This window comes from Streptomyces sp. R28, from assembly GCF_041052385.1.
Classification (GTDB): domain Bacteria; phylum Actinomycetota; class Actinomycetes; order Streptomycetales; family Streptomycetaceae; genus Streptomyces.
The window spans coordinates 8,814,569-8,838,444 of the sequence record NZ_CP163439.1 but is presented as its reverse complement, the minus strand read 5'-3'; the positions used below and the strand labels follow the sequence as shown (position 1 = coordinate 8,838,444).

20 protein-coding genes are annotated in these 23,876 nt (G+C 70.1%); 14 read left to right on the top strand and 6 right to left on the bottom strand.

The features are described from left to right. Window positions 1–83 precede the first annotated feature (83 nt). Window positions 84–1,541 (top strand): catalase, encoded by a 1,458-nt coding sequence (locus tag AB5J49_RS38775; RefSeq protein WP_369173544.1) that lies wholly within the window; start codon window positions 84–86, stop codon window positions 1,539–1,541. A gap of 405 nt (window positions 1,542–1,946) precedes the next feature. Further along, entirely contained in the window at window positions 1,947–2,297 is a 351-nt protein-coding gene (locus AB5J49_RS38770) for a hypothetical protein (protein ID WP_369173543.1), read from the top strand. A gap of 232 nt (window positions 2,298–2,529) precedes the next feature. Here the strand turns inward: AB5J49_RS38770 and gcl are convergent, their stop codons facing one another. Continuing rightward, complete coding sequence (gene gcl, locus AB5J49_RS38765) at window positions 2,530–4,314, bottom strand: glyoxylate carboligase (protein WP_369173541.1); 1,785 nt, start codon at window positions 4,312–4,314, stop codon at window positions 2,530–2,532. Between the two features lie 233 nt (window positions 4,315–4,547). Here gcl and AB5J49_RS38760 point away from each other — a divergent pair, with 233 nt between their 5' ends. Together AB5J49_RS38760 and AB5J49_RS38755 are read left to right on the top strand one after the other, a co-directional pair. Beyond that, the gene (locus tag AB5J49_RS38760) at window positions 4,548–5,276 is read left to right on the top strand and encodes a hypothetical protein (RefSeq protein WP_369173540.1); all 729 of its coding nucleotides are present in this window, start codon (window positions 4,548–4,550) and stop codon (window positions 5,274–5,276) included. Window positions 5,277–5,317: 41 nt separating this feature from the next. Continuing rightward, complete coding sequence (locus AB5J49_RS38755; protein ID WP_369173539.1) at window positions 5,318–5,821, top strand: GNAT family N-acetyltransferase; 504 nt, start codon at window positions 5,318–5,320, stop codon at window positions 5,819–5,821. Between the two features lie 18 nt (window positions 5,822–5,839). Here AB5J49_RS38755 and AB5J49_RS38750 read toward each other — a convergent pair whose 3' ends face one another. After that, on the bottom strand, window positions 5,840–7,432 hold the full coding sequence (locus tag AB5J49_RS38750; RefSeq protein WP_369173538.1) for an AMP-binding protein: 1,593 nt from the start codon (window positions 7,430–7,432) through the stop codon (window positions 5,840–5,842). Further along, a complete protein-coding gene (locus AB5J49_RS38745; protein WP_369173537.1) occupies window positions 7,429–9,099 on the bottom strand; it encodes an AMP-binding protein in 1,671 nt (556 codons plus the stop codon). Before AB5J49_RS38745 ends, AB5J49_RS38750 begins: the two co-directional genes overlap by 4 nt. Before the next feature lie 123 nt (window positions 9,100–9,222). Here AB5J49_RS38745 and AB5J49_RS38740 point away from each other — a divergent pair, with 123 nt between their 5' ends. The 4 genes from AB5J49_RS38740 to AB5J49_RS38725 all read left to right on the top strand — a co-directional run bounded on the left by AB5J49_RS38740 (window position 9,223) and on the right by AB5J49_RS38725 (window position 14,943). Continuing rightward, the gene (locus AB5J49_RS38740; protein WP_369173536.1) at window positions 9,223–10,068 is read left to right on the top strand and encodes a response regulator transcription factor; all 846 of its coding nucleotides are present in this window, start codon (window positions 9,223–9,225) and stop codon (window positions 10,066–10,068) included. A 198-nt stretch (window positions 10,069–10,266) separates the two neighbouring features. Further along, the gene (locus tag AB5J49_RS38735) at window positions 10,267–13,086 is read left to right on the top strand and encodes an AAA family ATPase (protein ID WP_369173534.1); all 2,820 of its coding nucleotides are present in this window, start codon (window positions 10,267–10,269) and stop codon (window positions 13,084–13,086) included. A gap of 269 nt (window positions 13,087–13,355) precedes the next feature. Further along, on the top strand, window positions 13,356–14,144 hold the full coding sequence (locus AB5J49_RS38730) for a trypsin-like serine protease (RefSeq protein WP_369173533.1): 789 nt from the start codon (window positions 13,356–13,358) through the stop codon (window positions 14,142–14,144). Between the two features lie 151 nt (window positions 14,145–14,295). Continuing rightward, window positions 14,296–14,943, top strand: coding sequence for a LysE family translocator (locus AB5J49_RS38725; RefSeq protein WP_369173532.1), 648 nt, complete (start codon window positions 14,296–14,298; stop codon window positions 14,941–14,943). 6 nt (window positions 14,944–14,949) lie between these two features. Here AB5J49_RS38725 and AB5J49_RS38720 read toward each other — a convergent pair whose 3' ends face one another. Further along, window positions 14,950–16,131: a winged helix DNA-binding domain-containing protein gene (locus AB5J49_RS38720; RefSeq protein ID WP_369173531.1), complete on the bottom strand. Its 1,182-nt coding sequence runs from the start codon at window positions 16,129–16,131 to the stop codon at window positions 14,950–14,952. Between the two features lie 151 nt (window positions 16,132–16,282). On the opposite strand from AB5J49_RS38720, the gene AB5J49_RS38715 reads away from it, so the two are divergent. Next, window positions 16,283–17,443, top strand: coding sequence for a magnesium and cobalt transport protein CorA (locus tag AB5J49_RS38715; RefSeq protein WP_369173530.1), 1,161 nt, complete (start codon window positions 16,283–16,285; stop codon window positions 17,441–17,443). Between the two features lie 289 nt (window positions 17,444–17,732). Here AB5J49_RS38715 and AB5J49_RS38710 read toward each other — a convergent pair whose 3' ends face one another. Together AB5J49_RS38710 and AB5J49_RS38705 are read right to left on the bottom strand one after the other, a co-directional pair. Continuing rightward, window positions 17,733–18,968 (bottom strand): tyrosine-type recombinase/integrase, encoded by a 1,236-nt coding sequence (locus AB5J49_RS38710; RefSeq protein WP_369173529.1) that lies wholly within the window; start codon window positions 18,966–18,968, stop codon window positions 17,733–17,735. Between the two features lie 47 nt (window positions 18,969–19,015). After that, complete coding sequence (locus AB5J49_RS38705) at window positions 19,016–19,252, bottom strand: helix-turn-helix transcriptional regulator (RefSeq protein WP_369175400.1); 237 nt, start codon at window positions 19,250–19,252, stop codon at window positions 19,016–19,018. Between the two features lie 228 nt (window positions 19,253–19,480). Here AB5J49_RS38705 and AB5J49_RS38700 point away from each other — a divergent pair, with 228 nt between their 5' ends. The 5 genes from AB5J49_RS38700 (at window position 19,481) to AB5J49_RS38680 (ending at window position 23,776) form a co-directional block, all read left to right on the top strand. After that, the gene (locus tag AB5J49_RS38700) at window positions 19,481–19,618 is read left to right on the top strand and encodes a hypothetical protein (RefSeq protein ID WP_369173528.1); all 138 of its coding nucleotides are present in this window, start codon (window positions 19,481–19,483) and stop codon (window positions 19,616–19,618) included. A gap of 614 nt (window positions 19,619–20,232) precedes the next feature. Next, window positions 20,233–21,138 carry a helix-turn-helix domain-containing protein gene (locus tag AB5J49_RS38695; protein ID WP_369173527.1) on the top strand — a complete coding sequence of 302 codons (906 nt, stop codon included), beginning with the start codon at window positions 20,233–20,235 and terminating at the stop codon, window positions 21,136–21,138. Between the two features lie 5 nt (window positions 21,139–21,143). Continuing rightward, window positions 21,144–21,824 (top strand): hypothetical protein, encoded by a 681-nt coding sequence (locus AB5J49_RS38690; RefSeq protein WP_369175399.1) that lies wholly within the window; start codon window positions 21,144–21,146, stop codon window positions 21,822–21,824. Window positions 21,825–21,914: 90 nt separating this feature from the next. Then, entirely contained in the window at window positions 21,915–22,433 is a 519-nt protein-coding gene (locus AB5J49_RS38685; protein WP_369173525.1) for a hypothetical protein, read from the top strand. A 2-nt stretch (window positions 22,434–22,435) separates the two neighbouring features. After that, window positions 22,436–23,776 carry a hypothetical protein gene (locus tag AB5J49_RS38680; protein ID WP_369173524.1) on the top strand — a complete coding sequence of 447 codons (1,341 nt, stop codon included), beginning with the start codon at window positions 22,436–22,438 and terminating at the stop codon, window positions 23,774–23,776. Window positions 23,777–23,876 lie beyond the last annotated feature (100 nt).

The window sequence follows — 23,876 nt, the reverse complement described above, 5'->3', positions numbered from 1 at the left end:
ACTGTTGACGTCCGATCTCTCCCACTCCTACGCTCCACAAAGCGGAAACAGGTTTCCGCTGACACCCGCACGGAAGGTCCACGATGTCGAAGCGCGTGCTCACGACCGAGTCCGGCGCCCCGGTCGCCGACAACCAGAACTCAGCCTCCGCCGGCGTCGGCGGCCCGCTCCTGCTCCAGGACCAGCACCTCCTGGAGAAGCTGGCGCGCTTCAACCGCGAGCGCATTCCGGAGCGCGTGGTGCACGCCCGGGGCTCCGGCGCGTACGGCCACTTCGAGGTGACCGACGACGTCACCGGCTTCACCCACGCCGACTTCCTGAGCGCGGTGGGCAAGCGGACCGAGGTGTTCCTGCGCTTCTCGACCGTGGCCGACAGCCTGGGCGGTGCGGACGCGGTCCGCGACCCGCGCGGCTTCGCGGTCAAGTTCTATACGGAAGAGGGCAATTACGACCTCGTCGGGAACAACACCCCGGTGTTCTTCATCAAGGACCCGATCAAGTTCCCCGACTTCATCCACTCGCAGAAGCGCGACCCGTTCACGGGCCGTCAGGAGCCGGACAACGTCTGGGACTTCTGGGCGCACGCCCCCGAGGCCACGCACCAGGTGACCTGGCTCATGGGCGACCGCGGCATCCCGGCCTCGTACCGCCACATGAACGGCTACGGCTCGCACACCTACCAGTGGACGAACGCCGACGGCGAGGCCTTCTTCGTCAAGTACCACTTCAAGACGAACCAGGGCATCCGCTGCCTGAGCGCCGAGCAGGGCGCCGAGCTCGCCGGCAAGGACGCCAACTCCCACCAGACGGACCTGCTCCAGGCCATCGAGCGGGGCGTGCACCCGTCCTGGACCCTCTACGTCCAGCTCATGCCGGCGGCCGAGGCGGCCGACTACCGCTTCAACCCGTTCGACCTCACCAAGGTGTGGCCGCACAAGGACTACCCGCTGCAGCGCGTGGGCCGACTGGTCCTGGACCGCAACCCGGACAACGTCTTCGCCGAGGTCGAGCAGGCCGCGTTCTCCCCGAACAACTTCGTGCCCGGCATCGGCCCCTCCCCCGACAAGATGCTCCAGGGCCGCCTGTTCGCCTACGCGGACGCCCACCGCTACCGCCTGGGCGTCAACCACACCCAGCTGGCCGTCAACGCGCCCAAGGCGACCGTGGCCGTCAACTACGGCCGTGACGGCCTCATGGCGACCAACTCCCAGGGCCGCGCGGCGAAGAACTACGAGCCGAACTCCTACGACGGCCCGGTGGAGACCGGCCGCCCGCTGTCGGCCCCGCTGGCGGTGAACGGCCACACCGGCACCCACGAGGCTCCCCTCCACACCAAGGACGACCACTTCTTCCAGGCCGGCGAGCTGTACCGGCTGATGTCGGCCGAGGAGAAGTCCCGGCTGATCGCGAACATCGCCGGGGGCCTGTCCCAGGTCTCCCGTGACGACGTGATCGAGAAGAACCTGGCCCACTTCCACGCCGCCGACCCGGAGTACGGCAAGCGCGTGGAGGAGGCGGTCCGCGCCCTGCGCGAGGACTGAACCCCAAGGCGGCGTCCGTCTGCTGACGGTAAGTCATAAGACGGACGCACCGCCCGCGCCGCACGGCCGAGCGACCCGGATGAGGGGTGGTCGCCCGGACGGGGCGTGGGCAACGCGAGGACCGCGGCGGCGTGCGAGCCAGTGCGGTGGTAAAGGTCCCGGCCTCCTTCTTCGACCTGAGGGAAGGAGCCCCCGGAGCCGTCGCAACCGCCGCGGTCCCGAGCCCCGAAGACCCCGTCCGGCGGCGCGAACGTCCTGTCGCGCCCAGCCTCGCACCGTCGGACGGCCACAACCGAATACCTCACCGGCTGAAGAGCGCCGGATACGGACGGTCCCGTATCCGGCGCTCTTCGGCGTCTTCCGGGGGCCGACTCCGTGATCGGACAGGCCCGGTAGCCTGGCCGTATGCCTTCCGTACTTGTTGTCGGTTACGACCCGTCGGCGATACCCGGTGTCGACGCGCAGGCCCTTCGTGTCGCGTTGGACAAGGAGCTGGCCCGCTTCGGCGAGCACGGCATCGACGCGGCCATGACGCTGGTCGTCTTCGACGAGTCGGCCGAGTCCACCCTCGTCGCGTCCCTGGCCGATCGTCCGTGGGACGTGGTGGTCGTCGGCGGTGGCATCCGCAAGACGGAGCAGTTGCTGCCGCTCTTCGAGCAGATCGTGAACCTGATCCGACGCCATGCGCCCCAGGCCGCCATCGCGTTCAACACCAGTGGCGGGGACAGTGTCGAGGCGGCCCAGCGCCTGCTCTGAGGCAGGCCGGCGTACGCCACCGGTCGTACGCCGACTACGGAATCCTCAAATCAACCTCTGAACACACGTCGGGGGGCTTCAACCGACCCCTGCCGTGGGCACATTCTGTTCACGCGAGGCCCGCCGACACGGGGGCGGCGGGCCACGCGACGGGGGATCACGCAAGACGGGGGACACGAAAAGGGGCGGTCCAACCCTTCGGTTGGACCGCCCCTCGGTGCAGCGAGACGCGTCAGACCTTCAGCGTCTTGATCGACGTAGGCGCGTGCTCCGGCTCCGTCGCGATCTCCTCGAACTCCACCACGTTGCTGATGTCGTTCGTCGTCGACATGGAGATGTTGGTGACCCGCTCCAGGATCGCCTCGACGACGACCGGCACCTGGTGCTCGGCAGCGAGCTTCTTGGCCTGCTCCAGGGCGGCGCCCAGCTCGTTCGGGTCGGTCACCCGGATCGCCTTGCAGCCGAGACCCTCGGCGACCTTGACGTGGTCCACGCCGTAGACGCCCAGCTCCGGCGAGTTGATGTTCTCGAACTCCAGCTTGACCTGGAAGTCGATGTCGAACGCCCGCTGAGCCTGGCGGATCAGGCCCAGGTAGGAGTTGTTGACCAGGACATGGACGTACGGGATCTTGTGCTGCGCGCCGACCGCCAGCTCCTCGATCATGAACTGGAAGTCGTAGTCGCCGGACAGGGCGACGACCTGCGCCTCCGGGTCGGCCTTGGCGACGCCCAGTGCGGCCGGGATCGTCCAGCCGAGCGGGCCCGCCTGGCCGCAGTTGATCCAGTGCCGGGGCTTGAAGACGTGCAGCATCTGGGCGCCGGCGATCTGGGAGAGGCCGATGGTGGAGACGTACCGGGTCTCCGGGCCGAAGGCCTTGTTCATCTCCTCGTAGACGCGCTGCGGCTTGATCGGGATGTCGTCGAAGTGCGTACGGCGCTGGAGAGTCGCCTTCCTCTCCTGCGCGGAGGCCGCCCACGCCGAGCGGTCGGGCAGCTTGCCCGCCGCCTTCAACTCCCTTGCCACCTCGACGAACAGCTGCAGGGCCGCCTTCGCGTCCGATGCGATGCCGTAGTCCGGGGCGAAGATCTTGCCGATCTGGGTGGGCTCGACGTCGACGTGGACGAACTTCCGCCCGGCCGTGTAGACGTCCAGCTTGCCGGTGTGACGGTTGGCCCAGCGGTTGCCGATGCCGAGGACGAAGTCGGACTCCAGGAAGGTGGCGTTGCCGTAGCGGTGCGAGGTCTGCAGGCCGACCATGCCGGCGTTGAGCTCGTGGTCGTCGGGCAGCAGGCCCCAGCCCATCAGGGTCGGGACCACCGGGGTACCGGTCAACTCGGCGAACTCGACGAGGAGTTCGGCGGCGTCGGCGTTGATGACACCGCCGCCGGCGACGATCAGCGGGCGCTCGGACGCGTTCAGCATCCCGATCGCCTTCTCGATCTGGGCGCGGCTCGCGGCGGGCTTGTAGACCAGGAGCGGCTCGTACGTCTCCGGGTCGAACTCGATCTCCGTCAGCTGGACGTCAATCGGCAGGTCGATCAGGACCGGGCCGGGACGACCGGAGCGCATCAGGTGGAACGCCTGCTGGAAGACGCCGGGGACCTGCGCGGCCTCCAGGACGGTCACCGCCATTTTCGTGACCGGCTTGGCGATCGAGGCGATGTCGACGGCCTGGAAGTCCTCTTTGTGGATCACGGCGGTCGGCGCCTGGCCGGTGATGCACAGGATCGGGATGGAGTCACCGATCGCGGAGTACAGGCCGGTGATCATGTCGGTGCCGGCGGGGCCGGACGTGCCGATGCAGACGCCGATGTTGCCCGCGTGCGTGCGGGTGTAGCCCTCGGCCATGTGCGAGGCGCCCTCCACATGGCGGGCGAGGGTGTGGTGGATCCCGCCGGAGGCCTTGAGCGCCGCATAGAAGGGGTTGATCGCCGCGCCCGGCACGCCGAACGCGTTACTGACGCCCTCGCGCTTGAGGATCTCGACTGCCGCTCGGGCAGCGGTCATACGAGCCATTGAGTACTCCTGCTTCGGCTGTCGGATTCGCACTCCCGTCGCGCCCCGCGGTGAGCAATTCCGTGACGATGGCACTCCCGCGATCCGACTTATTCCGTATCGCGGAAATACTTTTCTACTATCTGGAAGCAATGTAGGTGGGCCGGTGAAGACCGTCAAGGGGCGGACAACCGGGCCCCGCCTGGAGGACGATGGGTGCGCTGTCCCGATGTGAGGTCGTCCTGGAGTGGGCCATGTCCGAGAGCGTGTCGGTGCGCTGCCCCGTCTGCCGGCGCGAGCATCTCTACGAGGCACCCGCCTACCCGTGTGCGTGCGGGACGCCCGTCGCGCCGGCGCTCGACCCGCACGGGATGGCGAGGGCCGTCACCCATCGCGCCTGGGACGACGAATGGATCGGCGTGCGCTGTACGGCCTGCGGCCTGGAGAACGAGTGGCCCCGCCCGGAGCTGGGCTGCCCCTGCGGGACGGTGCTGCGCGTGCCGGTGGCACGGACGGACACGGGCTCGGCGCAAGAGGCGGACACCGGCTCGGCGCAAGGGGCGGACACCGGCTCGGCGCCGCAGAAGGCGCCCGCTGCGCGCCGCGTCTTCCAGCCCGTCACGATCCGCACCGCGCGCGACGCGGTCACGGCAGCCGCCGTCTATCTGCGCTGGCTCGGCTACCGGGACATCCGCCGCGCCGACCAGCGGCCCCCGACCGGCATCGGCATCGCCGCCCACGGTCTGCTCGCCCACGTCGACCCGACCGTACGTCCGGCCTCGCTGCGGGACGTGGAGTGCCTGTGGCTGACGTCCATGACGGAGTCCGCCGCCTGCGTCTACTTCTCCCTCGCCGGATACGCCCCCGACGCCCGCGCACGCGCCGACACCCTCGGCGTCCCCCTGTTCGTCCTCGACCTCACGGGCACGCCCCAGCCGGTCAACAGCCTCGCCGACGAACTGGACGCGACGGGGGCCCGGTAATCCGCTCGCGCCCGGCGCGGTCACCGGCGGAGACTCGGCACATGCGCATCCGCCCCGCCACGCCCGACGAGCTCCCGGCCCTCCAGGACATCGAGCGCGCCGCAGGAGCCGCCTTCCGCGCCCTCGGCATGGTGGCGATCGCCGACGACGAGCCGCCCGCCCTGGACGTCCTGGAGCACTACCGCCGGGCCGACCGCGCCTGGGTCGCCTGCGACGACGGTGACCGCCCGGTCGGCTATCTGGTCTGCGAGCCCGTCGACGGCGCCCTGCACATCGAGCAGGTCTCGGTGCACCCGGACCACGCGCACCGCCGCCTGGGCCGGACCCTGCTCGCGTACGCCGCCGACCGCGCCCGCGAGGAGGGCCTGACCGCACTCACCCTGACCACCTTCACCGAGGTCCCGTGGAACGCGCCGTACTACGAGCGCCTCGGCTTCCGCATCCTGGACGAGGCCGAGCTCACCCCGGGGCTGCGGAAGATCCGCGCCCACGAGGCGGAACTCGGCCTCGACCGATGGCCACGCGTCTGCATGCGCCGCAGCTAGACATACGCCGCTGCCGCCTCAGCGGGCCCCGTACTTCTCCCGCAGCTCCACCTTCCGCACCTTCCCGGACACCGTCATCGGGAAGGAGTCGAGGACCTGCAACCGGCTCGGGATCTTGTAGTGCGCCAGCCGCCCGTCGCAGAAGGCCCGCAGTTCCTCCAGCGTCAGCGGATCGGCCGAGTCGCGCGCGATGACGCAGGCCAGCACCTCCTCGCCGTAGCGCTCGTGCGGCACTCCGACGACCTGGACGTCCGCGATCTTCGGGTGGGCGTACAGGAACTCCTCGATCTCGCGCGGGTAGATGTTCTCGCCACCCCGGATGATCATGTCCTTGATGCGGCCGACGATCTCGACGTAGCCGTCCTCCCGCATCGTCGCGAGGTCACCGGTGTGCATCCAGCGACCGGAGTCCACGGCCTCGGCGGTCTTCTCGGGCTCGTTCCAGTAGCCGAGCATCACGCTGTAGCCGCGGGTGCACAGCTCCCCCGCCCTGCCCCGCGGTTGGGTCACACCGGTCGCCGGGTCGACGACCTTCACCTCGATGTGCGGCAGCACGCGGCCCACCGTGCCGGTGCGGTGTTCCAGGTCGTCGTCGCGCCTGGTCTGCGTCGAGACCGGCGAGGTCTCGGTCATGCCGTAGCAGATCGACACCTCGGCCATGTGCATCTCGGTGACCACTCGCTTCATCACCTCCACCGGGCAGGGCGAGCCCGCCATGATCCCGGTGCGCAGGGAGGAGAGGTCGTAGGACGCGAAGTCGGGGTGGTTCAGCTCCGCGATGAACATGGTCGGTACGCCGTACAGGGAGGTGCAGCGCTCCTGCTGGACGGCCTCCAGCGTGGCCTTCGGGTCGAAGGAGGGGGCCGGGATCACCATGCAGGCGCCGTGGGAGGTGGCGGCCAGATTGCCCATGACCATGCCGAAGCAGTGGTAGAAGGGCACGGGGATGCACACCCGGTCCTGCTCGCTGTAGGCGATCGACTCCCCCACGAAATAACCGTTGTTGAGGATGTTGTGGTGGGAGAGGGTGGCCCCCTTTGGGAAGCCCGTCGTACCCGACGTGTACTGGATGTTGATCGGGTCGTCGCAGGACAGCTCCTCGTACGGAACCGGCGTTCCCCGCGCGATCAGCGCCTCCCAGCTCGGGTCCCCGATGAACACGGTCTCGCGCAGCCGCGGGCACCTGCCGCGCACCTGCTCGACCATCGCCCGGTAGTCGCTCGTCTTGTGGCTGAGGGACGCGAAGAGCAGCGAGATTCCGGCCTGGTTGAGGACGTACTCGACCTCGTGGGTGCGGTAGGCCGGGTTGATGTTCACCATGATCGCGCCGATGCGGGCCGTGGCGTACTGGACCAGCACCCACTCGGGACAGTTGATCGCCCAGATGCCCACCCGGTCACCCTTGGCGACCCCGCTCGCGAGCAGCGCGTACGCCAACTCGTCGACGTCGGCGGCGAACCGGGCGTACGTCCAGCGCCGCCCGGACTCCACGTCGACCAGCGCCTCCCGGTCCGGCCACGCGGCGACCGCCCGGTCCAGGTTGGCCCCGATCGTCTCGCCGAGCAGGACCGTCTCGCTCGTCCCGTGGGTGTACGACAGCTGTGCGGTCACCGGAAGTCCTCCTCACGGAACTCGGCGTCCGAGCCGGCGGCCGTGGCCTCGCGCAGCTCGATGCGGCGGATCTTGCCGGAGACGGTCTTGGGCAGCGGCGCGAACTCCAGGCGGCGGATGCGCTTGTACGGCGCCAGGACCTCCCGTGAGTGCTCGAAGAGCACCTTGGCCGTGTCGGGGCCCGGCTCCCAGCCCGCCGCCAGGACGACGTACGCCTTCGGCACCGCGAGCCGCACCTCGTCCGGCGCGGGCACGACGGCCGCCTCGGCCACCGCCTCGTGCTCCAGCAGGGCGCTCTCCAGCTCGAACGGGGAGATCTTGTAGTCGGACGCCTTGAAGACGTCGTCCGCGCGGCCGACGTAGGTGATGTAGCCGTCGGCGTCCCGGGAGCCGATGTCGCCGGTGCGGTAGTAGCCGCCGGCCATCGCCTCCGCCGTACGGTCGGCGTCGCCGTGGTAGCCGGTCATCACGCCGACGGGGCGGGCGGACAGGTCGAGGGCGATCTCGCCCTCCGCGGCGCCCGGCGCGCCGGAGACCGGGTCGAGGAGTTCGACGCTGAAGCCGGGGCTGGGGCGGCCCATCGAGCCGGTCTTCAGGGGCTGGCCGGGGCTGTTGGAGACCTGGACGGCCGTCTCGGTCTGCCCGAAGCCGTCCCGGATGGTGACGCCCCAGGCCTCGCGCACCCGCTCGATGACCTCGGGGTTGAGCGGCTCACCGGCGGCCACGGCCTCGCGGGGCGGGGTGCGCAGGGCGCTCAGGTCGGCCTGGATGAGCATGCGCCAGACGGTCGGCGGGGCGCAGAAGGTGGTGACGCCCGCGCGGTCCATCTCCGCCATCAGCCGGGCGGCGTCGAAGCGCGTGTAGTTGTGGATGAAGACCGTCGCCTCCGCGTTCCACGGGGCGAAGAGGTTGGACCAGGCGTGCTTGGCCCAGCCGGGCGAGGAGATGTTCAGGTGCACGTCGCCGGGCTTGAGACCGATCCAGTACATGGTGGCCAGGTGCCCGATCGGGTACGAGGCGTGGGTGTGCTCGACCAGCTTGGGGCGGGCGGTGGTGCCGGAGGTGAAGTACAGCATCAGCGGGTCGTCGGAGGCGGTCGGACCGTCGGGGGTGAAGTCGGCGGGGGCGGCGTACGCGTCCTCGTACGACTGCCACCCCTCGCGCACCCCGCCGACGGTGATGCGCGTGTAGCGGCCGGGCACCTCGTCGAACTTGCCGGTGTCCTCGGCCCGCACCAGCACATGCCGGACGCGTCCGCGCTCCACCCGGTCGCGCAGGTCGGCGGGGCCGAGCAGCGGGGTGGCCGGGATGACGACGGCGCGCAGCTTCATGGCCGCGAGGGCGATCTCCCAAAGCTCGGCCTGGTTGCCGAGCATGACGAGGACGCGGTCCTCGGGCCGGACGCCGCGCGCCCGCAGCCAGCCCGCGACGCGAGCGGACCGCTCGGCCATCTCGGCGAAGGACAGCCGGACCTCGCTGCCGTCCTCCTCCACGATGTGCAGCGCGGTGCGGTCGTTTCCGTCCGCGATGACGTCGAACCAGTCGAGCGCCCAGTTGAACCGGTCGGGCCGGGGCCAGGCGAAGCCCTCGTAGGCGGCCGCGTAGTCCTCGCGGTGGTCGAGCAGGAAGTCCCGCGCAGTGCGGAACAGCTCCGTCCCCGTCGTCATCTGTCCTCCTGGTTACCGGACCTTGCCGGGCGGCTCTCTGTCATCGTCTAATCCGTGACGTGGGTCTCACTACCCCCGAAAGGGGGTGTGCGCTCCGGGAAGCCGCACTGAAAGGGCGAGTACGTGGCAGTGGAAGCGGCCGCATCGGTGGACATAAGGGGCGCGCTGGCGCGCCTGCGCCGCTCGACCGGGCTCCCGGTCGCCTTCGGCGGCCTGGTGGAGTCCGGGCGCTCACGGATGCGCATCAGCGAACTGAACGGCACGGCCACCGAGTCCCTGAGCAGACTCGCGGTGACCGCCGGCAACGGCCTGGGGGGCAAGGCGGTCGCCCTCGCCCGCCCCTGCGCGGTCACGGACTACTCCGTCTCCCGGCAGATCACCCACGAGTACGACGCCGCGGTCGCCGCGGAGGGACTGCGTTCGGTGCTGGCGGTCCCGGTCGTCGTACGGCGCCGGGTACGCGGTGTCCTGTACGGCGCCCTGCGCACGGCCCAGCCCCTGGGCGACCGCACGCTGACGGCGGCCGTGGAGGCGGCGCGGGACGTGGAGCAGTCGCTGGTGGTGCGGGACGAGGTGCGGGGGTTGCTGGAGGCGGCGCGGCCGGAGACGGTGCGGCTCGAGACGGCGCCGTCCGACCGGGGCGCCGCGTGGGAGCAGGTCCGCGAGGCCCACGCGACGCTGCGGGCCCTGGCGCCGCGCATCGGCGACCCCGCCCTGCGTGCGGAGCTCCTGGAAGCCTGCGGCCTCCTGACGGAAGGGCCCGCGCCGAACGGCATGCGGCTGTCCCCCCGGGAACTGGACGTGCTGGCGTGCGTGGCCGCCGGCTCGACGAACGCGGTCGCCGCCGAGCGGGTGGGGCTGCGGGCGGAGACGGTCAAGGGCTACCTGCGGTCGGCCATGCGGAAGCTGGGCACGCACACCCGTGGTGAGGCGGTGGTGGCGGCCCGCCGGGCGGGTTTGCTGCCGTAGAGCCGGGGGGCCGTAGGGCTGCGGGACCGCAGGTCGACTGCCCTCGGCCGAGCCGGCCCGGACGACCCCCCATTCATTCCGCCGGGCTTTGAATTTCCCCATGCTCCTCCGCTGTTATTTGCCTCACCATGTCTTCGGTCCGAATTTCAAAGATCCGTTGCCTAATATTGGCCCGAACACGACACACGGAGGGGAGCGGTGACCGTGCGACGGGACTTCAAGGAGCCTGCCAGATGCCGCCCCGACCAGGTCATCGGCAGGGAGGAGCTGTTCACCGCGGCGCGTGAGCAGCTCGGGCGGGGCGGCAGCGTGCTGCTTCACGGGCCTGCCGGAATTGGGAAGTCTACGGTCCTGCGGGCATTGGCCGGGGAATACGGCGGGGCGGCACGCACCGTGTTGCGCTGCTCGCCCACGGAGTCCGAATCCCACCTCCCCTTCCTCGCCCTGGCCGACCTCCTCGGCCTGGTCCTGGACGATGTGTCCGAGCGGCTCCCCACCGCCCAGCGCATCGCCCTGGAGGCGGCTCTCACCGGTCGCGGCGAGTCCACCCTCCAGCGCGACGGCCTCGCCCTGCGGCTGGCCGTGCTGTCCACGCTGCGCGCCCTCGCCGACACCGGCCCCGTCCTCGTCGTCGCGGACGACCTCCAGTGGCTCGACCCGGCCAGCGCCGAACTCCTCGGCTTCGCCGCCCGCCGCCTCGGCGACACCCCGGTACGGATGCTCTGCGCGGTACGGACCGACGGCCAGGAGTACGACCGTCATCTACGCGCGTCCCCGCCGGACACCCTCGCCGTACGGCTGGGCCCACTCTCCAGCGCCCAGATGTCCGCCCTCCTCGACCACCGCGGCTACACCGGCCTGCCCCGCTCCACGGTCCGGGAGATCCACCGCACCAGCGGCGGCAACGCCCTGTTCGCGCTCGAACTGGGCCGCGCCCTCGCCGAGAACCCCACCCCGCCCCGGCCCGGCGAGCCCCTGCCGGTGCCCACCTCGCTGCGTGCCCTGGTGCTGAACCGCCTGGAGATGCTGTCGGAGGAGGCGCGCCGCACCCTCCTCGTCGCGAGCGCGGGCGCCCGCCCCACGCTGGCCCTGCTGCACGCGGCCGGCCGGGACAACGCCGAGGCCGAGACCGCCCAGGCCGCCGAACTCGGGCTGCTGGCGACCGAGCCCGAGGGTCCCGCCCTGCGGTTCGCGCACCCGATGGTCTCCGCCGCGCTCTACGCGGAGGCGCCCGCGCAGGAGCGCCGGGCCGCGCACGCCGCGCTGTCCACGGCGGCCTCCGACCCGATCGAGCGCGCCCGGCACCTGGCCCTGGCGACCACCGGCACCGACCCGGAGGTCGCGGCCCGACTCGCCGAGGCCGCCGCACTGGCCCGGGACCGGGGAGCGCCGTCGGTGGCCGCGCAGCTCTCCCTGCTCGCCGCCCGGCACACCCCGGTGGACGGCCCGCAGAGCCCGGAGGTGCTGCGGCTGGAGGCCGCCGAGGACGCGATCACCGCCGGCGAGCTGGATCTCGCCCGGGACATCGCCCGGGAGGTGCTCACCCGGGCGGTCGTCCCCGCGGACCGGGTGCGGGCCTGGATCGCGGTGATCGAGACGGCGGGCCATGCCATGGCGGAGGTCGACGCGATCTTCCCGCAGGCTCTGGCCGACGCGGGTGACGATCCGAAGCTGCTCGCCCTGGTCCACTACCAGCTGACGTGGCGCGCCCTGCTCGTGGAGGGCGACTTCGACGAGGCCCGGGGGGAGGCCGCGTACGTGGCGGAGCTGGCCGCGCGGGCCGGCGACCGGTACACCGAGCTGATGGCGCTCGCCTTCCAGGCCCAGATCGAGACCCTCATGGGCCACGCGGACGCCCCCGCGACCATTCGACGGGCGCTGGAGGAACCCCAGGACCCGAGGGTGGCCTGCCATCACAACGGGGCCGGTTACTCCCGCTTCCGCTGGCTGATCATGAGCGATCAGCTGCCCGAGGCCCGCGCGGCGGTCACCGCGCTGCTGCGCGAGGTGCGCCGGCACGGCTGGGTGGAGAGCGAGGTGCACTTCCTGCGCGGGGTCGCGGAGACCGAGTTGCACTCCGGGCACTGCGGACGCGCCCTCGACCTGGCCCGCGAGAGCCTGCGCCTGGCCCGCGACACCGGGATCGGCGAGGTGGCCTCCGCCGTGCTGACCTCGCTCGCGGAGGCGGCGGGCGGTGAGGTGGACCGGGCGCAGACCCTGGCCCGGGAAGCGGTGGAGCACGCGGAGGAGGACGGCGACCAGATGTACGTCTCCCGCGCCCTGGCCGCTCTCGGCCACGCCCAGCTGGTGGCCGGGGACGTGGAGGCGGCGGTCCGTTCGCTGCGCCGGGTGCGCGAGGTGGAGCAGAGCCTCGGCATCACCGACCCGGCACGCGGCCGCTGGCACGGCGACCTGGCCGAGGCCCTGGTGCGCAGCGGCGAGTTCACGGAGGCGCAGGACGTCATCGACGTCACGCGCGAGCAGGCGCTGCGGCTGGACCGCGGGAGCGTCCTGGCCGTCCTCGACCGTGCCGAGGCGCTGATCCGCGCGGCACGGGGGGAACAGGACGCCGCCATGGCCCAGTTGACGTCGGCACAGGACCGGCTCGGCAAACTGGGCTACAGCCTGGAGGAGGCCCGGGCCGCCTTCGCGCTGGCCCAGCTGCGCACCGGCACTCCGGGCCCCGCCTCGTACGACGAGGCGGCCAGGCTGTTCCGCCGCTGCCGGGCTCTGCCCTGGCTCGGGCAGGTCGAGGCGGCCGCTGCGGCACGCCCCGCGGAACCGGCCCCCCCGCTCGTCTCCGCACCGGACGGCCTCGAAGGCCTGGACGGGCTCGCCTCGATGGAGCGTCAGGTCGCCGCGCTCGTCATGGAGGGCGCGACCAACCGGGAGATCGCCGCGCGCCTGTTCATCAGTGTTAAAACGGTCGAAGCGACACTTACCCGCGTATATCGAAAGCTCGGGATCCGATCGAGGGTCGACATCGTCAGACTGGCGGCGGGGCGCCGCGCGAAGTGAGTTCGGGGCGCCATGCGCCGTGAGTTCGGGGTGCCCTGCGACGTGAGTTCACCCGTCCTTGTCGGTCCGCACAGGTTTAGCCGGACACGACCGAGGGTTTTCCCTGCCCAACTCCCTTAGGGGGTTCCCTCATTGGGAAGGGGAACTTGCGGGACCTACCTTGTGGGTGTGCCGCTCGCTCGGGCACACGGGGGTCGGTCCCGCGGCCCCCGTGCAGAACCCCCCACACCCGCGCGACCCCCCACCGGCAACACCCAATGAGGAGACTCATGTTCGGGCTCACCCGTGCCAGAAAGACCGCCGCCGTCGCGGCGACCGCTGCCGCCGCCGCGGCCGCACTGCTCAGCGCCCCCACCGCTGAGGCCGCGTCGACGCGCATCGTGGGCGGTACGACGACCACGACGACCGCGTACCCGTTCGTCATGCAGATCACGGACGCCTCGCAGAACCAGTTCTGCGGTGGCACGCTCGTCTCCGCGACCAAGGTGGTCACCGCCGCCCACTGCATGGTCGGCGAGACGACGAGCAGCGTCCGGGTCGTCGGCGGCCGCACCTACCTCAACGGCACGAACGGCACAGTCAGCCGGGTCAGCAACATCTGGGTCCACCCGGACTACACGGACGCCACCGACGGCAACGACGTGGCCGTGCTGACCCTGTCGACCTCGATGCCGTACACGACGGCCTCGTACGTCGACTCCTCGGACACCGGCGTGTACGCGGCCGGCACCACCGCCCGCATCCTCGGCTGGGGCACCACCTCCTCGAACGGCAGCTCCTCCAACCAGCTGCGGACGGCGACCGTGCCGATCGTCGCCAACTCCAGCTGCGCGAGCTCCTACAGTTCGGACTTCATCGCGTCCGACATGGTCTGCGCCGGATACACCTCCGGCGGCACTGACACCTGCCAGGGCGACAGCGGCGGTCCCCTGCTCATCGGGGGCGTCCTGGCAGGGATAACTTCCTGGGGCGAAGGCTGCGCCCAGGCCGGTTACCCGGGTGTCTACACCCGGCTGACCACCTTCTCGGACGAGGTGACCGAACAGGTCCAGTCGTAACCGGGAACAGCACCCAGAAGGTCTCCTGAGCACACCTCAGGTGCAAGACCAGGGGGCGTTGCGGGCCTCCACGAGCGGCCCGCAACGCCCCCTATCCATGTCCGTTGTCACAGGGGCCTGTTTCAATGGGCTGCGGATGGAGGTGACGGGCATGGTGTCCACAGATCGTTTCCTGGCCTTCGCGGCGGTGTCGCTGCTGGTGATCGTGATTCCGGGGCCGAGCGTGCTGTTCGTCATCGGCCGTGCGCTGGCCCACGGCCGGCGTACCGCCGTGGCCACGGCGATCGGCAATGTCTTCGGCTCGTATCTGCTGGTGGTGGCGGTCGCCATCGGGATCGGCTCACTGGTCGAACGCTCGGTGGCCCTCTACATGACGGTGAAGCTGGCGGGCGCGGCCTATCTGGTATACCTGGGCGTGCAGGCGTACCGGCACCGGGGGGAGCTGAAGGCGGCGGCGATCAGAGCGACCCCGGCCGCACCGAAGCGCGGCGATCTGCGAACCGTCCTCGACGGCGTCCTCGTCGGTGTCACCAACCCGAAGGGCGTGGTGTTCTTCGCCGCCGTACTCCCCCAGTTCGTGGATCACTCGGCGGGCCATGTCCCGCTGCAGATGCTGCTGTTGGGCCTGGTCCCGATCTCCATCGGCATGATCACGGACACCCTCTGGGGCCTGACCGCGTCGGCGGCCCGTACCTGGTTCGCCCGCTCCGAGCGCCGGCTGTCGCTGATAGGCGGAGCGGGCGGCTGCACGATGATCGGGCTCGGGGTGACGGTCGCGGTGACGGGGCGGGCGGAGTGACACCCGTCAGGGGATGACGGTCCCGAAACGGATGTCGTACGACGCCTGCGGATGCATCACCCTCAGCATCCGCTCCCCCTCCTCGGTCACCTCCGTGCACTGGGCCTTGGTGAGCTCGGTGAACTCCTCGATGACGAGGGCGTCGCCGAGGATCCGCCACACGCCCGCGAGGAAGCCGTCGACGAGAAGGGGGCAGTAGACCGTGTTCGCCTGCCAGGTGCGGCCGCGGTTGGCGGGCGGAATCACCCGGGTGCGGTCGGCGTGCGAGAGCAGGAGGTTGTCGAACTCGGGCAGGAACCGGGGCGGCGCCGGGGTGTCCGGGTCCGGGCGCGGGGCGTCGGGGAGGTCGAAGAGCTCGACGCCGCTTTCGTCCCGGAAGGTGACCAGCCGGGGGCGGAGCCGTTCGAAGGCGGGACGCATCCGGGTCAGACCGGACCAGGTCTGCATGTCCTTCACGGAGGCCGGCCCGAAGGCGGCCAGGTAGCGCAGGACCGTGCCGTCCGGGGAGGCGGCCGGCTCGGCGGGGCGGCCCAGCCAGTGCTCGGCGGTGGTGAGGGAGACCTGCGCGCTACGCCCCCACAGTCCGCGCGGGGTGACCTGGACGAGGGGCAGGGTGCAGCGGGCGGCGACGGCGAGGGACTGCGGATCGGCGTCCGGCCACTCGGCGCTGAGGGCCTCGCGCAGCTGTTTCATGGTGCGAGGCTCGGCCTCGACGAGTTCGCGGGCGAGTACGGCGAGGCGGTCCAGGTCGACGTCGACGAGGCCCTTGCGGAAGTAGTTGATCTCGCGGTCCCGGGCGGGCTGCACCAGCGGACGCAGGGTGAGACTGTCGTCGGCGGTGTGCAGGTGGATGGTCGAGCGCATGGTGACGATACGTACGGCCGCACGGTCGGCCAGCAGTCCGGACAGCTCCTCGGGCGTGAAGCCGTCGAGGCGGGCGGCCAGCGCGTAGTACGGCGGCTTGACCTCCTGGGCCTGCAGGCCGACCAGGTGCTCCACGGCCGCCGTCGCGGACAGCGGCGAGCGGCGCAGCAGCAGCTGCCGGTCCAGGGTGGCGCGGTTGAGGGCGCGGGCGCTGAGCACGGGGCCCGCCTCGACCGTCGCCGGTTTCGTGCGGCGCTTGGCGGCGGTCGGCGTGGTGGTGCTCCGCGTGGTGGTGCTCCGCTGGGTCGTGGTCCGCTTCGTCATGCTCAGCACGCTAGCGAGAGTTGCGGACACCTTCGGTCCGCAACTCTCACGGAGTCCCGGATCGACTCTCCCCACCCACGCTGTTCGCCCCGTATATCCTGCTCCGTGATCACGCACACGCACTCGTCGTCCCCGCCGGGAGGCAGCCGCGATGTCCGAGCGACGCGCACGCCCCGCCTCGAAGAACCCCATGAAGTCCGTCTGGCGCCGAGCCGTGACTCCACCGCAGCCACCGAAACCACAGCGGCCGGCACCCCCGGCGCACCCCGCGGCTCCTGACACCACCGAGGTGGCGAGCGTCGTGGAGGCGGCGCTGTACCAGGACGGCGTCCGGGTCTCCTCGCCCGCCACGCTCGCCGAGACCTTCCGCGAACTGCGCGACCAGCCGTCCGGGATCGCATGGATCGGCCTGGCGCGTCCCACGGAATCCGAACTCCTCTCCCTGGCCGCGGAGTTCGACCTGCACCCGCTCGCGGTCGAGGACGCGATGGAGGCGCACCAGCGGCCCAAACTGGAGCGCTACGGCGACACGCTCTTCGTGGTTCTGCGCGCCGCCCGCTACCTGGACGCGCCCGAGGAGGTCGCCTTCGGCGAACTGCACGTGTTCGTCGGCCCCGACTTCGTGATCACGGTCCGCCATGGCGCGGCCCCCGACCTCTCGGCGGTGCGCCGGCGCATGGAGGAGACGCCGGAGCTGCTCAAACTCGGCCCGGAGGCGGTGCTCTACGCGATACTGGACGCGGTGGTCGACGGCTATGAGCCGGTGGTGGTGGGCGTCCAGAACGACATCGACGAGATCGAGACCGAGGTCTTCCGCGGCGACCCCGAGGTCTCCCGCCGTATCTACGAACTCTCCCGCGAAATGGTCGAGTTCCAGCGCGCCACCCGCCCCCTGGTCGGCATGCTGCACGGCCTGATGGCCGGCTTCTCCAAGTACGGCACGGACGAGGAACTACAGCGCTACCTCCGCGACGTCGCCGACCACGTCACCCACACCAGCGAACGCGTCGACGGCTTCCGCCAGGCCCTCACCGAAATCCTCACGGTGAACGCGACGCTGGTCACGCAACAACAGAACGCGGAGATGCGGGCGTTGGCGGAGGCGGGGTTCGAGCAGAACGAGGAGATCAAGAAGATCTCGTCGTGGGCGGCCATTTTGTTTGCTCCGACGTTGGTCGGGACGATCTACGGGATGAACTTCAAGCACATGCCGGAGTTGCACTGGGTGCTCGGTTACCCCTTCGCGATCGCCCTGATGGGTGTTGTTTGCACCAGTTTGTACATCATCTTCAAACGGCGGGATTGGCTCTGAGTAATCGCCCTGGAGAGCTGGTGTCCTGAGCGTGGGCAGCTCCGATCGCAGACGCGGCCGACGCGCTTGGGGCCGCTGGGGAGAATCTGGGGAGAATGAGCCGCGCTCCGTTCGGGGCGGCCTCCTGCGATCGTGGACGTTGGCGTGCGAGGGCGTCGACGCTGTGGTGGCGTCTGGGAGCGCCGACGATCACGGAAGGTAGTGAGTCTTCCGGGCTGAAACGCCGAGACGGATGGGCACAGCGAGGTGCTGCGCCCATCCGTCTCGTGGGTTGTTGGAGGGTGGCCCTCTACGCGGCCGTGGCGACGGCGGCAGTCTGGCCGAGCAGGGCGTCGATGGCCCCGCGCCCCTTGCCGCCCGCCTCGGGCATGAAGTGCGCGTAGTAATCCAAGGTAATGGTCGGGCTCGAATGGCCGAGCCAGCGGGCCAAAGTAACGACGGACTCGCCCGCTTCGAGGATGACCGAGGCGTACGTGTGTCGGAGCACGTGGAAGCCGTCCTTGCGGGATGCCTTCCACCGCTCGTCCTTCTTCCGCACGGGGATGACACCGGCGGCGGCCAGGGCCGGCTTCCATACCTCGACGTTGAAGATGTTCGCGCGAATGGCGTTCCCGTACGTCGTGGTGACGACGAGCGGGAACTTCTTCGTCTCCAGGTCGGGGTCAGGGCCGCCCCACGGCAGCTCGACCTCGACTGCGGGGTACTCCATGAAGTACTGGGCCAGGGCCGCTGCGACCGTCGGAGGCATGTCGACGACGCGCGTCTTGCCGCCCTTCGGCAAGGTGAAGTACAAGCGACCGTGGAGGAGTTGCACCTGCCGGCGGATGCGCAGTACTCCGCGAGCGAAGTCGACGTCCTCCGGGGACAGACCGAACACTTCGCCCTGCCGCAGACCGCAGCCCAACGCGACCACGACCGCAATGCGGTAGCGCGCGTTAATCGCATCCCGCACGCGCTGCGCGGTCTCCAGCGGCCAGGCTTCCCGCTGGTCCTCCGGCACCTTCGGCCAGCGCACGGATTTGGCTCGCATTGGGTTGCGTGCCAGCCGCTTGTCGTCGATAGCGGTCTCGAAGATGTTCGAGAGCGAGGTGAGGATCTGCCGGGCGTAACGCGGCGAGCACTCGTTCTCCAGTGCAGCGATGTAGCCGCGCAGCACCGCCGGACTGATGTCCCGCAGGGCGACGGTGCCCAGCTGAGGCCGGATGTGGAGACGGACGCGTTCGTCGATGCGCTTGATCGTGCCGGGCGCTCCGCGAACTCCCGTCTGCCAGAAGCGTGTCACGTAGTCGTCCAGCGTGATGGAGCCGTCGCGGGGGTCGACGAACTCGCCTCGTTCACTGTCGGTGCCGGCCCTGCGCAGCCACGCCTTGGCGTCTTCGAGCGTGTCGAACGACTTGTCCCGGACACCTGGGATACCGGCGACTCGGTACCGGGAACCCTTGCCGTAGCGGGCAGTACGTTCCCGCTTGCCGGTGACGGGGTCTTTCTTCTTCTTGATCCAGCGGTCTTCTATATAGCCGGCCAAACACTTCCTTCAGCGGGAGGGTGCGTGGGGCGGGAGTCAGCCGGGAGTCAGGCGCTCGTGACGTAGTCCGAGCGGCTCTGCGGTGCCGCGTCCAATGGGCTCAGGGCTGTGTTGGAGCGCGAGTCGGCTTGCTCCTGCTCGCGAATCCAGGCGTCGAGGGCTTCAAGCCGGTACGTGACGCGGCCACGCGGCCCCATCCGGAAACTGGGCGGACCGTTTCGGCGATGTCGCCAGACATAGAGAGTGTGCGGGGACAGACCGAGGTACTGGGCAGCTTGTTTCACGCTCAGGAACGCCTGGCGCACTTCAGGGGCCTTGTCCGGGGCTGGAGTGGAGCTCGGGCACTGAGCAGAAAGCGGACTTGCAGGCACAGCTGACCTCCGTGGGTGTGGTTGGCGGGAACACCATCAATGGTGTGGAGAATCCCCGGTTTCGCTAACCGGGGATCCCGTGTTATGCACCGCAACGGGTACGGGCGGTTCGGCTCAAGGGTGAGCGGGGAGCAGCGAGGCATGGATGTGCAGAGCCTCGGCGATCACGACGAGGCCGTCGATGCGGCATCGGTGCTGGTCGCGCCCGATGCAGGGCAGCATGGTGTGGGACATCGGGTGGCCGCGCACGATCACGCGGTTGGCGAACTGGCGCTGTGACAAGCCGCGTTCGGTGCGGAGGATTTCGATGGTGCAGGCCGGCTGTGTCCCTGCGGGCCCGTTTTCCATTGAGGGTGCTGCCATGACTCCAGTTGTAGCTTCCATTCACCGGTTTCGGTAACCGGGGATCGTCGTCTATATTCCGCCCGGCGCACGGCCGCGCGGCACTTCTGGGTTGCATTCTGGGTGTCCGGTGAGCCTTGACCACGCTTACCCGATAGGGCGCTCTGGCATGGGGTGTTGTGTTGTAGCTTGCACTGCGGCGAGGGTCAACGGTTTCCCGACGTGATCCTTCTGGCTCTACCTGACGAGCCACTGATTTCGGCAACCGGGGATCAGCACTTACTGTTTTGGAGGTGCCGCGCAGGTGTGTTCGCCATGAGCTGTTTGCTTTCTCGGCAGAATGCTGGACTGTGCGGCATTGATGTGGCTGTCTTGTCCAGGCGCCCGGAACGCTGTTTCCAGGGCCCAGCGATCGGATTGCCACAGCAGTGGCGCCAAGGAGTCCTTGTGCACGCCCGCGCGGGCCTCGCCGGGAACTCCACGCCTCAGCCATCCCGAACCCCCGAAGCGGACGGTCCGCACCTGCCCCCTGACCTAGGAGCCGCCAACCGATGAGCAAAGACGCCCGCGAGTGGGTCTGGGAGAACAGTGCGAGCAGGGGCAACGCCCGGCTGGTGATGCTCTCCATCGCCGACCGGATCCCCGACGAGCAGTGTCTCGCCTGGGCGTCCCTCTCTTCGCTGATGAAGCGTACGAACGCCAGCCGCAACGCTGTTCGCGGCGCCTTGGTCGCGCTGGCCGAGGCCGGCGAACTGGAGGTGCTCGACGACCTCGACGGCCCGCAGCACAGCACGGTCTACCGGCTCCCGCGCGCCGCTGCGTGGCTGGCCAAGGTCGCGGCGGCGCGGGAGGACGACCCCGAGGCGTACGTCGAGCCCCTGGCCGAGTCCGATCCGGTGCCCGAGCTGGACGTCGAGCGACTGCGCAAGCACGGCATCTGGCCCAAGACCGGGTCGGAATCCGACCCCCGTCGCCAGAATCTGACCGGGTCGGATCCCGACCCTGCTCGTCAGAATCCGACCCCTCCCCGGGTCAGATCCGGACCCCTGCCCGGGTCTGATTCTGACCCCCAGAACCGTAGTGAACCGAAGGTGAACCGTAAGTACAGCAGCAGTGGTACTGCCGACCTCAGCTTGGCCGGGGACTGGCGGGTCGACGACGCGAGCCTGTCCTGGGCCCAGCAGCAGGGGCATCTCGCCCGCCTCGGCGAGCACGGCCTGCAGGCCGCAGACGCGAAGTGGCGCCACCACCGTGGCGCCTGGAGCGCTCGCCCCTCCGCAGCCTGGGCTGACGACTGGCGGGCTTGGATCGCCCGCGAGCACAGCCCCACACCCCAGCGTCCGAACCTCTACGCCCTGCCCGGCGGCACCCCCGTGCCGCAGGCCGGCATGACCCGCACCGACGCGCACATGGCCGCCCTGCTCGCCGCCCTCGAAGAACCGACCGAAACGGAGTAACTGCCCTGGATCGCCGTGAAATTGCCGCCATCCTCGCCTACATCGGCCGACTCGACCCCCGCACCGTCCGTACCGACACCGGCGAAGCCCGTGACCAAATCGCCCAGTGGCACGAGCTGCTCCACGACGTGCCCCTGACCACCAATCATGGCTGGGACGTCCGCCAAGCGATACGGGCCCACGTGCTCGCCTCCCCGTACCCCATCTTGCCCGTGGACGTCGGCCGCAGGTGGCACGCCTACTGCCGCGACCGTCTGGACAGGCACACCGACCCGACCCCGTCCGCCGACCCGGACGACCCAGGTGCGTGGCGTGCAGAACTCCTCGCCACCCGGCACGCGGTTGCAGCCGGTATGGCTGAGCCCTCGGCACACCGGAAAATCACCGCCGGTGGCCCCCATCCCGACATCGAGACCCGCCTCGCCGCCATCGGATCCTGCATCCCAGCGGCCGTCCGCGCCGAGCTCGCCCCCTACCGGCCGGCCCGAGCCGCACGCGAAGCCGCCGTCGCCGCCGGACAGCCCGACGCCCTCAGCGTCCCCTGTCAGTGGTGCCGCGCCGCCCGGGGAGAGCCCTGCCGCAGTCGGCGTATCGGCCCCGACGGTCGTGCCCGGGGCAACGCGCCCCGTGCGACGCCTCACCCGACCCGCGTGGACCTCGCCGCAGCCGGGCTCGCCGCCGCGTAACCCGCCCCAGCTTTCTCCCCCCTCGCTGCCCTCCGCCCTCGGGCCCCGGCTCGACGCCGCATGTCCGACGTGCCCTTCGAAGGACCCCATATGCCCACTACCGCAATGCCCCCTGCCCCGACGCGTCCCTCCTCTCCTCCCTGGACCCCTTCGTGGGCATGCACCACGACCGTCGCACTGGCCTCACTGGCCTTCCTGCTCGCGCTCGACCTCGTGTATCAACTCTCTGCCAAGACGTACGCATCCGCGCCACTGCCCTACGTGTTCCTCTGCGTACTCGACGGGTTCATCGCCCTGACGATTGCGGCCATAGTCCAGCTGCAGTCGGCTGATCCCCTGGACGAGGGCTACGCCTGGAAGGTCGTACTCGCCGCGATGGCTGCGCGCACCATCACGGTCGCCGTACTCGACAGCGTCGCCGATCGGCAGGGCCCGGGTGGCAGCTGGACGCTGGCTGACCTCATCGTCGTGGCCATGTCGTTCAGCGCACCCCTGATCCCCTTGTGCGCCGTCCAGCTCTACGTCCTGGCCACCGAACACGCCGCAACCATGGCCCGGCGGCGCGGAACGGACTCGAGTCAGGAACGGACTCGGGGCGGTGACGCCTGACAGTGCCCCGGCCGACCTGGGACAGCGCTCCCCTCATACTCGCCGCCCTGGCCCTCGTCGCCACCGGGGCACTGGCCACATACCTGACCATGCGCGGCCGGCACGGCAGCAACGGCCAACGGCAAGAGCAGCGAGGAACACTCGCACTCCGTCTTGCCGCGGTCGCCGCGACCGTGTGCACCATCTACAGCGCCGACACCAGCTGGCGGTTCGCCGCCCACCACCTCGGTATGTACAGCACGGCGGAGCGGATCGTGATGTTCGCCGCCGGCGAGCTCGCACTGCTGTCCACCGCCCTGCTGGCCAGGGCGAACCTCCACAGCGACAAGCGGGCACCTGGTATGCCCGGGGTCATGGTCTGGGTCATCACAACCTTTCAGATCATCCCCGCGTACGCCGAATCGGGTCTGGTCGGCGGCACCGTGAGGGCCGTCCTCGGGCCGGTCCTGGCCGCCGTACTGTGGCACCTCGCCTTGGGCATCGAGCTGCGCCACCGCATCGCCAAGGCCACCTCCAACAGCCTGGCCGCCCGCATCGGTCGCGAGGTCCGCGAGCGCCTCCTGTCTCGCCTCGGCATCGCCGACCGCAGCCGCGACGCCCAGGAAATCACCCGCGAACGCGCCACCACCAAGGCCGCCGCCCTGGCCGCACGCCTGCACGCCAAACCCACCGCATACCGCACGACCTGGCGAGGCCAGCACGCCATGCGTCGCCTGTCCGATGCACTGGACCGGGCCCAGGTGGCCACCGATCCACAACAGCGTGAACGCCTCCTGGCCCGGTTCGCGGCCCGCCGGAATGCCGCGGAACTGCTCGACGCCGACCTGGCCTTCCCCTGGGAAACCGGCACCCGCCGACATGCCGCATCTGCGCCCTCGGGACTACCAACTTCCGGTGACTCCACATCCGGTATTGCTCAGCGTTCCCATGACCACCCGCCCCCTGCGCGCGAGCGGGTACCGGAAGTCCCCACACCCAAGCGTCGGCAGAAGAGGGAAACCCCGCAAGCGAAGCGGGAACCCCCAGCGGAGCCGGAACCACCTCACCCTGTTCCGGAACGCGACACGCCCAAACCCCGGCCTCGCCGAACCGGGCGCCCGCCCGACACGTCCATCGACGAGCTGATCGCCATCGCCCGCGATCTCGAAGCCCGCACCGGATCCGCACCCCACACAGCCATGCGCACCGAGCTCGACAAGCTCGACCGCAAAGCCTCCAACAAACGGATCACCCAGGCACTCGATGCCCTGGAGGCCGAGCGCAACGGCGGCACATCGGACCTGGCAACGCCAGCGACGAGTAACGGCACGGGCACCAACGCCCAGCGGGCGTACCGGAATTAATTCCGGTACGCCCGCTGGGCGCCCCTCATCCGCCGAGCCGAAAGAGAAATGAGTGGCGAACCCCACAACTATCCCCCGACCATCCGCTGAAACGGAGACC